Origin of the sequence: Bradyrhizobium symbiodeficiens, assembly GCF_002266465.3 — a bacterium.
Lineage (GTDB): Bacteria > Pseudomonadota > Alphaproteobacteria > Rhizobiales > Xanthobacteraceae > Bradyrhizobium > Bradyrhizobium symbiodeficiens.
This window is the reverse complement of the sequence record NZ_CP029427.2, coordinates 1,322,951-1,334,588: the sequence shown is the minus strand read 5'-3', so window position 1 is coordinate 1,334,588 and position 11,638 is coordinate 1,322,951. Positions and strand designations below refer to the sequence as shown.

General features: G+C 61.2%; 10 protein-coding genes. 1 reads left to right on the top strand and 9 read right to left on the bottom strand.

Going from position 1 to position 11,638, the window contains the following annotated elements:
• Positions 1 to 118: 118 nt before the first annotated feature.
• The 3 genes from CIT39_RS06305 to CIT39_RS06295 all read right to left on the bottom strand — a co-directional run bounded on the left by CIT39_RS06305 (position 119) and on the right by CIT39_RS06295 (position 3,269).
• Positions 119 to 1,558, bottom strand: coding sequence for a DUF4403 family protein (locus CIT39_RS06305; protein WP_244607526.1), 1,440 nt, complete (start codon positions 1,556 to 1,558; stop codon positions 119 to 121).
• 48 nt (positions 1,559 to 1,606) lie between these two features.
• Positions 1,607 to 2,917 carry a DUF3300 domain-containing protein gene (locus CIT39_RS06300; RefSeq protein WP_244607525.1) on the bottom strand — a complete coding sequence of 437 codons (1,311 nt, stop codon included), beginning with the start codon at positions 2,915 to 2,917 and terminating at the stop codon, positions 1,607 to 1,609.
• Positions 2,918 to 2,987: 70 nt separating this feature from the next.
• On the bottom strand, positions 2,988 to 3,269 hold the full coding sequence (locus CIT39_RS06295) for a hypothetical protein (RefSeq protein WP_094972925.1): 282 nt from the start codon (positions 3,267 to 3,269) through the stop codon (positions 2,988 to 2,990).
• 409 nt (positions 3,270 to 3,678) lie between these two features.
• Between CIT39_RS06295 and CIT39_RS06290 the strand changes: the two genes are divergently transcribed.
• On the top strand, positions 3,679 to 4,608 hold the full coding sequence (locus CIT39_RS06290; RefSeq protein ID WP_094972926.1) for a LysR substrate-binding domain-containing protein: 930 nt from the start codon (positions 3,679 to 3,681) through the stop codon (positions 4,606 to 4,608).
• Positions 4,609 to 4,623: 15 nt separating this feature from the next.
• Here the strand turns inward: CIT39_RS06290 and CIT39_RS06285 are convergent, their stop codons facing one another.
• The 6 genes from CIT39_RS06285 to CIT39_RS06260 form a co-directional block, all read right to left on the bottom strand.
• Positions 4,624 to 5,607, bottom strand: coding sequence for a phospholipase D-like domain-containing protein (locus tag CIT39_RS06285; protein WP_094973470.1), 984 nt, complete (start codon positions 5,605 to 5,607; stop codon positions 4,624 to 4,626).
• Between the two features lie 31 nt (positions 5,608 to 5,638).
• On the bottom strand, positions 5,639 to 7,435 hold the full coding sequence (locus CIT39_RS06280) for an ABC transporter ATP-binding protein (protein WP_094972927.1): 1,797 nt from the start codon (positions 7,433 to 7,435) through the stop codon (positions 5,639 to 5,641).
• Between the two features lie 7 nt (positions 7,436 to 7,442).
• The gene (locus CIT39_RS06275; RefSeq protein ID WP_244607524.1) at positions 7,443 to 8,660 is read right to left on the bottom strand and encodes an alpha/beta fold hydrolase; all 1,218 of its coding nucleotides are present in this window, start codon (positions 8,658 to 8,660) and stop codon (positions 7,443 to 7,445) included.
• A gap of 106 nt (positions 8,661 to 8,766) precedes the next feature.
• Positions 8,767 to 9,051, bottom strand: coding sequence for a cysteine rich repeat-containing protein (locus CIT39_RS06270; protein WP_094972929.1), 285 nt, complete (start codon positions 9,049 to 9,051; stop codon positions 8,767 to 8,769).
• A gap of 106 nt (positions 9,052 to 9,157) precedes the next feature.
• Positions 9,158 to 9,478, bottom strand: a complete 321-nt coding sequence (locus CIT39_RS06265; RefSeq protein WP_094972930.1) for a hypothetical protein — start codon at positions 9,476 to 9,478, stop codon at positions 9,158 to 9,160.
• A 42-nt stretch (positions 9,479 to 9,520) separates the two neighbouring features.
• Positions 9,521 to 11,593, bottom strand: coding sequence for a DUF4387 family protein (locus tag CIT39_RS06260; protein WP_094972931.1), 2,073 nt, complete (start codon positions 11,591 to 11,593; stop codon positions 9,521 to 9,523).
• Positions 11,594 to 11,638 lie beyond the last annotated feature (45 nt).

Sequence of the window (11,638 nt, the reverse complement as noted above, 5' to 3'; positions counted from 1 at the left end):
TCATCGTTGCTCATCCCTTGTTTGATCGCCACGATTCAGCTGCTTGCTTGAAGCGGCGTTCCAGACGCAAACACCGTTCGATGGCGATCGACCTCCGAGCTACCGGTCGCGCATGGGCTCACATGCCGTACAGGATAGTGAGATCGCCGCTGGCGCGAAGCGCGATGACGATGCCGTCGGCCGGGAGATACACCTTCTCCAATTTGGCTGAGGAGAGATGTCCTTCCATGCGGAAGCCATCTTCAAGTGGCCGGTTCAGTTTCGCATTGGCTGCATTGAGAAGGTTCTCGTAGGCAACGCCATAGTCAACGCTCATCTTGTCCCGTAATTGCGCTACCAGCGGATTGACCAGCGACGCCAGTCCTTCGTCATTCACGTCCGCAGCAAGGTCGGAGAAGCGAACGGCATGGCCATCAGCATCCACCTGGAGCCCGCCAGTCAGATAGATCCACTGGCCGGCATCCGCATTCGTGTCGGACGCCTTGGCGACACGGAGACCGAGCACGAGCTTTCCTGACGATGGATAGACGTCCACGTCTTGGACGGACAAGCCTGCTACAGGTGCCACGGCGTTGACAGCCTGTCTGATCTTGTCCTTCAGCACGTCATAACCGACGCGAACGGGAAGGATGACGTCGAACGTCCCTGGTTCGCTGACTTCACGGCCAAGCGACGGCAATTCGGTGGGCGTTATCGCAGGCGGTTCTCGTCCGACTACGGTTTCAGCGGAGCCGGACAGCTCAAGCGAGCCCCGCAGCATTCCGGAATCGGCCCGCACGCCGGCGAAGGAAGCGCTCTGCGGTGTTAGTTGCAGCCAGACCTGAGGATTGTTCGAAAGCTCGATCGGCTCGAAGGCATCCCGCCAGGCCTTCGCGGCCTTGTCGTGCAAGTCCAGCCGCCGCGCCGCAGCCAGCGCGCGCTCTCTCACACGAGCGAGCTGGGTCCGGATCCGCGGCTCGGCATAGTTAGAGAGCGGAATCTCCCGGCCGAGGACATGCAGAACGGGCGGCTCGCTCCAGCGAAAGCCGTCGCTGAAATTCAGGTCGAGCGACCAGTCGCGCGTCAATTGCGGACGCGCTTCGACTTCGATGGTGGCGCTGGCCTCGGTCTCACCATGAATGCGGGAAGTGAAGCGATTGGCGCCCTGCCCTTCCAGCGCACCATAGATGGGCACTGAACCATAGACGCGGTCACCACGGCCGTAGAGCGAAACTGATCCGGAACGCTCGACAAAGCCATAGACATCGCAATTGGCGTTGACCCGGAAAAAGAGTACCCGGCGATGCACGCAGCTCACGCGCTCGTCGATCGACGCGAGCCGCCGCGGAATGTCCTCCTCGATATCGGACGCCAGCGCCCGCAAGCTGAACTCGATGGTCGCTGAGATTCGCGAGTCGGTCGTGAACGGCGCCACGGTGTCGGGAGCCAGCGGCGGCTTATCCGCCGCGAACGCAGTCGAGCAGAGACTCATAAGGCCCAGCGTCGCGAGACCTGCGCGAGCCGATCGCCCGAAGGCGATGCGGCGGTGCCGGATGCATGAAGCAGAGATTATGTGCATGATACTACCTCAATTGTCGTTTCCCCGTCTGGGGACTGGTTTGATTGATCAGAGCCTGTGATGACCGCCGCCTCGACCGTGAACTCCGCGACCGCCCATGGCGCGCCGCTCCGGTCGGAAGGTCTGGACACGGGAACGCATGAATCGCCGCCCGGCATCGTTGCGAGGCGCGAACTCGCGACGTTCCGGCGTCGCACTTTCCGATGCCCCGTCGCCGCCGTCCCGTCCGTATGCGCCATCGCGCCTGTCCGGGAGCGCCGGCGCTATTCTCCGCTCGGCATCCCCGGCATTGCCTTCCGTTCGGCGGAACGCGTCTGTACGCTCGGTGTCGGCGCGGTCGCTGGACACACCGCCGTGCTCGGCATTGTTGAGATCCTTAAAGAAATCGTCATGCTGGGCATTGGCACGGTCGCGAAGCGCATCGCGAGCCGCCGCCTCGTTGGCGCGGTCGAAACGCTGCGCCACGCGGGCGTTCGGGTAAGGGACGTCATGACGATGCGCCGGGTTGTGGACCCAGGTATTGTTGGTGATGTTGATGTTGGTATGGTTGAAGATATTGTAGCGGTTGACGTTGATGATCACGCTGTGATTCCGCCAGTTGCACCCGCCCCAGATCGCAGCACCTACCGCAACACCCGTGACAAACGACACGACATTGCTGGCGACGAAACCGGGCGGCGACCAGTAGAACGGCGGATAGTCGGGATAATCCCAGGCACCATAGGTCACCGCCGGATTATAGACAGGGACGTAGTAGACGTTGGGGTTGACGGGCTCGATCACGATCGGTTGCTGCACAGCAGAAGCAGCGACTCCATCAGGGGCCGGTGCGGTCGTGACGACCTGTTGCGGCGTGGATCGCAGGTTACCCGCCGCTTGCGCCTCGGCACGGAGCTTCTGCACGGCGTTGAGCACGTCCTGCTGCTGCGCGAGAAAGGCGTCGCCGAGCTGCTGCGTCCAGTCTAGCTTGTCGCTCATCATTTCGAGTGTCTGCGGCACGGCGGTGAGGGCCTTGACGCTCGGGTCCCAGGATTGTGCCTGCATCGCATCCTGAAGGGCTGGGCCATTCACCGTGGAATTGTCGCGCGACCAGCGCGCCGCCTCGACCACCTCGAGCGGATAGGTCGAAGCCATCAGGATCTGCGTCAAGAGCGGATCCGGATAGAGCGCGATCGGGGCGACGAACTGCTCGATCTGTGCTTCGGAAAATGAAGCTTGAGTCTGGGTTTGGCTCTGGATCTGAGCGGGAACGGTCGCGTCTTGTGCGCGAGCCGGCGCCGTGGCGAGGCTTGAAACGAGTGAGAGTGGCAAGGCGCAAAAAGCGAGCCTGCGCATTGTCATTGCAGTCTTGTTGGTCATCTCTATTCTCCTTTCGCCGCAGCACACCTCGTGCGCCGCCGCTGGCAATTTCCTGTGAATGGTTGTGTCGCTAGAGGCAGATGCGCTGGCCGTTGCGCCAGAAGCACCCGGAGCCGCGGCGATAGGCATAGACATTGCCGTATCGTCCGACGGCCATTGCGCCGTTCGGACCGATACCGACCGCGCCATAGCGGCTGGCACAACCGGCGCGATAGGCACCTCTCATGCATGTGAAGGCGCTGGCATCCGAAACGGTCAGGACAACGCCGAGCATGCTCGCGATCGCAATGGCCGCATATTTCGGCTTGAACGACACGGAGGAGGACACACGGCGAGCAAAATTCGTCTTCATCGACAGGCTCCATTCAATAGTAAGCGATGCAAGGCATCGATCGCGATGCCATGCCAACCGGCTGGTTATCGAGGTCTGGAACTGGGCCACCGGACTATCGAGAAGTCCCGCCCATCAACGCGGAAGACAAATGCTGCAAGCCGGCATGGAAAACAAATACCGCTTCGATATGCAGGTATCGGCGCGTCCTATGGCTGCGATCAAGTCGCAAGACTCTGCCAGAGCCTTACGGACGAAAATGACGCGGGCAGGAAAAGACGCTGCCGGACGGGACCCAACTAGAACGTGTCCTGATCTTCTATCACCCCTGCGGCGTACCGGGGGCGGTTTGCATTAATTCGGGGCGTCTCTATCTTGTGCTTCACTTTATAGCGACCGATAATAGGATTCAGAGCATCGCCGGGAAAACATGCAGTTTCGCCAGCTTCGATATTTCGTGAAAATCGTGGACGCCGGCAGCTTTTCTCGCGCTGCGTCGATCGTCCATGTCGCGCAGCCCGCCCTTAGTCAGCAAATCGCCGAATTGGAGGGGCGGCTGGGCGTCTCGCTGCTGCAAAGGAGCGCACGTGGCGTTCGACCGACTGCTGCGGGCGAGGTACTCTACGAGAAAGCCTCTGCCATTCTCCGCCGGCTCGACAGGCTCCCAAGCCTGGTTCAGTCCAGCGGAAGTGAGCCGGTCGGCCACGTCAACCTCGGCATTGCTTCATCCCTCGCCGCCAAGCTTGTCGCCGGGGTCGTCGAGGAGTGCCGCGCGAACCTTCCCAAGGTCGCGCTTCGAGTTTCTGATGGTGACAGCCTTTCTCTCGAGCAAAGGACTTCATCCGCCGCGCTCGAGCTCGCGATTGTCTATGAGGATGGACTGACTGCTCGTTTGACACGAATGCCACTTTTCAGGCAAAAGCTCTTTCTCATTTGCAGCGAGCCTTTGTCGGACAATCCGAGTGCAATATCGCTCGAGAAGCTTGCCGGACTACCCTTGGTGCTTCCGGCGCCGGGCAACGGCCGCCGCGACATCCTCGATCGGATGTTTGCCGACGCCAAGCTGCCCCTGAAGCTTGCGCTGGAGGCGGACTCACTCGGCACCGAATTGTCGGCGGTGCAGAACAAGGTCGGCTATACGGTCTTGCCGGTGGGCGATATGTCCCACTTCGGCCCTCACGCATTCGCCAAGCCGGTCCCGATCGATCCGCCGATATGTCTGACCTGTTCGATCGTACAATCCGGCGATCTTCCGCTTACGCGGGCCGCCGAAGCGGTCCGTGACTGTCTCATAAAGTTCATCGAACGTCGTGTCGGCGAAATCGATATGCCCGGCCTGGAGTGGATAGCGTCCGATTGACCGATATGCCCTCGCCTAACGAGCAAGGGCAAGCCGCCACGTATCCTTTACACCATGCCCTTCAAGATCCGCCAGCACGGCCTCATCTGACAGCCGCAGCTTTCGCGAAGATTTCCAGTCGTGCTGGGCGGTCTGAGCCAGCCGTCGTATGACGTGTTCGGACGACGTCTCGATTGCAAGCTCGCGCCGGTCGTCGAAGCTCCCCGGGCTCAGATTGATCGACCCGACGATCGCACGCTTGTCGTCGGCAATCATGATCTTGCCGTGCAGCTTGAGATGCTTGAGCGTGCGGACCTTTGCGCCGACGTCGTGCACGATCCGTAATCCGCTGACGCCTTCGAAGAGCTTCTTGCTTTTCAGCTTATGAAGTGCGCGCGCCATGATACGGACGCGAACGCCGCGATTGACCGCGCGCACCAGCCGCTCGATGATCACCATGTCCTGGTAACGCTCGTTCTGGAGCCAAAGCGTCTCCCTCGCGCTATCGATGAACGCCGCGATGCGTTGGCGGCCGTTGTTGGGACACCAGATCAGGCCGCTATCCGGTCCCGGTGCGAACGACTTCTCCCCCCAGTCGGCGTCGAAACATCGCACCATCTCTGCAACTTCGGCCTTGTCGGTGGTCTCAATCGCGTAGTCGCGGGTTTGGGTCAGATCGCGTGTTTCCCAATTGAGCGATTCGACCAAGCCGACCCGGTTGTCGATGACCATTGATTTCTGATGAGTAACGGCGAACTCCGAACTGCTGTGATGCACGTTGACGCCGGCTGCCAGCAACGCCTCGCGCGCCGCGCCGTTTTCATCGGTCCCGTCTCGCCTCGCCGGGTTGAGCATGACGCGAACGTTGACGCCGCGGCGCCTTGCCGCAATGACGGCGTTGAGCAACGTCGGGTCGGTGAACAGGAACATCCGGACGTTCAGCGCATGTCTGGCGGCATTGATCGGATCAATGATCGCGTCGGGAGTGTCATCGGGAAGAACGATCAGCCTGTGTGACATGGTCTTGTTTCTCTGGACGACCCCTACGGCGTCACGCGGCGGCGGCAACGCCGGATGCGGACGTCTGATGGTGAATTCGGTGTAATTCGGCGAATACTCCACCTCGGGCGAGCAGTTCCTCCTGCGTCCCCTCTTCCGCCACCAATCCATCTTTGAGGACGATGATCTTGTCGGCGCCGATCAGAGTGTTGAGGCGATGCGCGATCATGATGACGGTACGGCCCTTCATCAGTTGTCGCAGAGCATCAATGACCAGGCGCTCCGATTCGGCATCCAGCGCGGCCGTCGGTTCGTCCAGCACCAGAATCGGGCTGTTGCGAATCACGGCACGGGCAATGGCTATTCGCTGCCGCTGGCCGCCGGAAAGCGTGTCGCCGCGTTCACCAACGATGGAATCGTAGCCGAGCGGCATGCGCGTGATGAACTCATCGGCATTGGCAACCTTTGCAGCAGCCAATATCTCGTCATCAGTCGCATCCGGCCGGCCGTAGGCGATGTTCTCCCGAACAGTACCGTGGAACAGCACCGTATCCTGCAGCACGAAGGCAATTTGAGACCGCAGGGCGGCAAGCTTGAAGTCGACGACATCGATGCCATCGATCCGAATGTGTCCGAACAGCGGATCGTAAAAGCGGGGCAGCAAGCTCAGTACCGTCGACTTGCCGGACCCGGTCGGCCCCACAATGCCGACGACCTGGCCCGGCTCGATCGCGAAGGACACTTCGTGAAGGACAGGCTCTTCCTTTTCGTATCCAAAGGAGACCCGATCAAAAGTGATCGCGCCCCGGACCCGGCCCGGATCAATTGCATTGTCGCGCTCCTTGATGACCTCGTCGGACGACAGGATCGTCTGGATGCGCTCCAGGGCGACGGTGGTTTGCGCGACCGTGCTGGTCATGCTCGCCAGATCCTTCACCGGTTTGAAGAACTGCTTGAGATAGGCGAGGTAGACCGTCAGGGCGCCGACCGTCATTGTTCCCGCCACGATCAACGACGTTCCCTTCCACAGCACGATAGCCGTGCAGATCGCAACGACCATGCTGACGACAGGCGACATCAGCGATTTGATCTGACGCGCGCGAAGCGCCGCCGCAACGGTGGCGTGGCTGGCCTCCTCCAGACGGGCCAGTTCAATATCCTGGCGCCCGAATGCCTTGGTAACACGGATGGATCCCAGCCCCCTCTGCACGATAGACAGTAATTCGCTTTGTTTGACACGCACCGTGCGTGTCGCCGCCTTGACGGCTTTCTTGAAATGAAAGATGAACACCAGGAGAAGCGGCGTAAACGCGACCGCTATCAGAGTGAAGTCCCACTCCAGCCAGAACATCACGCCCACCATGAACAGGATGGTGATGAGATCGACAGCGATATCGAGCGTGGAAGCGGACGCGAAGTTCTGAATGGTGGTAACATCCGTGGTGATGGTCGACACCAGCGCGCCGATCTTTGCATGGTCATAGTAGCGCAGCGACAGGCGATGGAGGTGTTCGTAGATGCGAAGACGCAGGTCATTGGCAACCCACTGCCCCACGCTGGTCGTGAAGTAGTTGTCGACATAGCTCGCGACCGCCCCGATGGCAGCGACCGCAAGTGTTGCGGCCCCCGCGAACAGGGCGACGCCGAGCGTATGCTTGCCAAAGCCTCCATATTCATGCGCCCACGCCAACCAATGTGGCAGATGGTGATTGCCGAGCGCGTCGTCGATGACGAGCTTCAGCGGCCATGGTGCAGCCAGCGTCGCGGCGATTTCGATCAGCATCGCGCCAAATACGATCGCCAACCAGCCGCGATAAGGACGGATCAACTCGAACACCAGCCGCGTCATGGTCCACCTATTGAGCCGAGGCCTGGGATTGCCGTCCGCAGTCGCTGGGTGCCGGCCGGCCCGAGAAGCGATCCATCATCCACGCAACCGCCGCGTCCGCACTGTCCCGGGCGACCAAGCCGTGACCGACGCCGGGCACCCACATCATCGTGACCCTGCCGCCTGCCTTGCATTGCCGCTGCATGTAGGCTCGGGTCACTTCGGGGCGCACGAGGTCGTCCGTCGTGCCTTGCGCGAGGAACAGCGGAATCTGCGAAGGCAGGGCGCCAGGCGAATTGCGCGTTGCGAGCGACCGCCACGGCTCGACATTGGCAATGTTGGGAACGGAGAGAAACTGCTCCTCCAGGGGCTTCTCGGTCCTACGCCGGGCCACGATGTCGAAGATCGATTCGATGCATTCGCCGGCGAGCCGATCGACCGTCGGGATCGCCTCGGGCACAACGACCTTGTCGATGGGCGCCCCGAATACCCTTGACCACGACCAGAGCGTCATTGCGGTAAGGTTCTTGCCACCGCTGGTCTTGAAGTCGTCTCCCATCAGCGTCACCAGCGACGTGGCTGGCGCGGCCGCGGCGACGCCCACCAGACGCAGCTCCGGCGCATAGCTCTTCGCAATCAAACCGGTATAGAGCGATGCTTGACCGCCCTGCGAATGTCCCCAGACGGCGAACATATTGCCACTGCCCACTCCAGGCAGCTCCCTTGCAGCGCGAACGGAATCAATCACCGAGCGCGCCTCGCTGTCACCGACCAGATAGGGGTGCGGACCCGGCGTTCCGAGGCCGGGGTAATCGGTCGCAGCCACGACGACGCCCTGCTCGATCAACTGACGGAGCCCTGCCATCTGCTGGAAGACGAAGATCGCGAGCGACGGCGCACAATGCGGAACCACGCCGGTCGTCGGATGCGCCCAGGCCACGATGGGGCGGCCGCCCGCTGGAGCCGGCCCCGGCGGAACGATGATCACGCCGGATACGGCAACGGGTTCGCCATGCAACCCAGTGGAGCGATAGAGCACGCGGTAGGCCTGTGCGCCTGCGGGCGCGAACATCATCGGCTCTGAACGGATCAGGGTGCCGGGCGGTCCGACCAGGTCATTCCCGTATGCCTGGTAGAATGGCGTCTGCGCGTTGGCTATCCCTGCGGACAGGGCCAACGCGGCGACGCAGGCGAGCGCCGTGAGACAGCGCGTTGCGATCGCGAAGGATCTGAATGCTAATTTCACGGGCGGCTCCTCTCTCAGTTTCTGGCTACAGCGGCATGCTGCTTGACGCAGGTCGCGCCGCATTCGGCTCGCACTTCAGCGCCGGCATCTGCCGCTGCTTGCGACCTCATTGCTCCCAGTTCGACCGGTCGCGGGACGATCTCACGTAGCGCTCCGGCTCCGCCCGCTCGCCGAACATCACCTCGCGGCAAGGAGTGCTGAGGCGTACTTCGTTGCCGCGCAGGCAGGCGACGATCTCGCCGACGTCGGGGATGTAGCTGCTACACAGCCGGAAGACGTCGGGGCGACACGCATCCTGCTGCGCCATGGTGCCCTGGGCGAAGGCGGCGCCTCCCGCCATCACGATTACGGCCAGTGCGATACCGGCCAATTTGGTTGACTTAATCTTCATTCCAGCTCTCCGTTTAATTGTAAATAATACAGATTACATACTTACGTTGCTTTTCGGACGATCGACGCCCGCCCACGCCCGGTCGCTCAGGTGTGCGCCGTGCGCTTCAGATCACCTCATATGCAAACAGGATCGTCACCATGGTGATGCCGACCAGGCCGCAAAGAAAGATGACATCGGCGATCCGTTCGATCCGTGCGCTGAGGCTCGCCTGATCCGAGTATCGGATCGAAAGATAGGACGTCATTGCGCTGGCTAGAAACGCAACGGCGACAAGTGCCGCATACTCATCGACGTGCGACGAGCCGTCGACAAGCTTGACCAGACCGATCAGCGCCGCACATCCACCGATCATCGTTCCCGACACCGGCAAAATGTGCGATGCAAGGCCGTCGCTTCTGGTCTGTATCACTGTTCTGTTGTGCATCTCTTAGTGACCCCCGCGTCCGACAGACGCATGACCTGAACTTCAAAATGACGAAGCCTTGCTCAGCGCCGCCGCATAAATCGGGATATCCATGGACTCGATCGCCGTTTGCTGCTGAACGCCGAACAAATCCCGCTCGTCCATCGATGCCGAGATGTTCGGGCGATCGATGGAAACCTTGATTGCGTTGCAGGAGTCGACGAAGAACGTGCCGACGAGATGCTCTGGCGCAATGTCGAGAGCCCTTGCAACGTTGTCCCTGCTGAAAGCATTGGAGTACAACGCGATTTCGTAGCTCTCTCCGGAGGTAAAGAAGATGTCGAAGGTGATCCTGTTGACGCCGGCATCCTTGCTGCGGATGACGGCGGCCATATCACGAAGGCGACGAGATCCCACGGAACGCTCCAAGGGAGGATGATCGGCAATCACCGAAAGCGTGCGTTCGTCGAGGTTGCCGCGGTAGCCTGCTTCGCCGATATTGTCGTAGTGGGGGCGATCGCTGCCGACCTCGATCCAGTTCGCGCCGTCGGCGCTGAAATAGGTAATCGGAAACAGCACATCCTTGATCACCCCCTCATTCTGCAGGAGATGATAGAGCGACCAGCCGAAGGCGTCGGGCGCATCGAGGTTCAATCTCGATGAGGTCTTTGGCGTCAGCGACTTAAGCAGGCGATCGATCTCCTGCTGATGGCGAACTGCCAGGCGCGCCGGGTCGCGATCGACCGTCCGCAGCAAGACGACCGGATTCTCCCGCGTGTCGGAGATCGTGAAATCAGCACCGATTGCTGCGGGCTCGTCGGCAATCAGTGCGACGACCTCAGCCTTGATGGCCTCAAAGCTGCCGATGAACTCCTGGTCGCGCGTACCGCTGGGAATGACCGCGCCGAACAGGCCGTCTGAGCGCCGGAAGCAGACAAAATCAGGCGAAAGCGGGTAGGCAAGATTGCCGGTGGAGGTCTTGCGGCCTGCATACCCGTGATGCGCCAGGTGATGAGAGATCATTCGCGCAAGCATGATGGCTTTGTCTCGCGTGCTGGCCGCGGTCTCGACGATAATCCCGAGTTCGACCTCCGACCCCTCAACCGGTCCCGCTTGCACGCCGTTGCGGCCATATAGCAGCATGTCCGAGGGGACCTTTACGGCATCGGAGGGATCGATACCGATCAGGGACACCTTGCGCGCGCCGATTCGGAAGGCCCCTTCGAGCTTGATGCTCCACGGCCATAGTCTGCCGGTCCTCATGAAGCGACTGCTCCTGATGCCCGCACTACGGCTGTCTCGCGAGAAGAACTGCGTCTTCTCCATGGTCAGCACGCCTTCCGGATAGTATTGCAATTGCGGGTGGCTCTGCTGGTAGAGGGAATGCGCCGCAATCGAATGCGCCGTGCAACGACGGACGAAGTTCGGTGCTACGAAGATGGCCGTGCCGTCATCGTAGATCTCGGCAACCAGGCAATCGGACGGTGAGCCAGGTTCGCAGGCCAAGGCCCCAGACTCCAGGACGTGGCCGACATGATAGGCAAGGCCAGCGTCAATGCCGCGGCGGATCATGTCCGACGCAAAGAGCGCGCTGTCGCATGAACGCCCCGCGAAGATAAACTGCGCTCCGGCGTCGAGGGCCGAAATCAAGGGATGAACGCCCATCTGCCCCACGATGATGCTCCCGCGCAGCTCATCCTCGTCAAGGTCGGGGCCGACGCCGGTCGGCTGCAGCGCGCCTTTGCGGTACTCCTTGAGGACAATATCGGGGTCGAGTTCGGAGCGGATCACCGCGACCTTGGAATCGCGAATAGCGAGCTCGCTGAAGACCTCTTTGGCAATCTCGATCATGCGATCGAGATTGCGGTTACCACCCGCCATGCCGCTGCTACCAATGACGACCGGACATCCAATCCTCCGGCCGGCTTCGACCATGTGGCGGTAATCGGCCTTGATGGCGTCAGCCTCGAAATAGTCCGTGCCGGTGCCGAGAAAATAGGGGCCGGCATCAATCGAGCCGGCGTCGCAGATGATGGCGTCGATACGGCCCCTCAGAGCCGCCTGAAGCGACTCCCTCGGGTAGCCATATCCGAGCGCGGCACATGCCGAGACGACACGGTAGATCAAGTTCGGCATCGGAGCGCCCTTGTTGAACCAGGGCAATCCAGACCGACCTGCCTG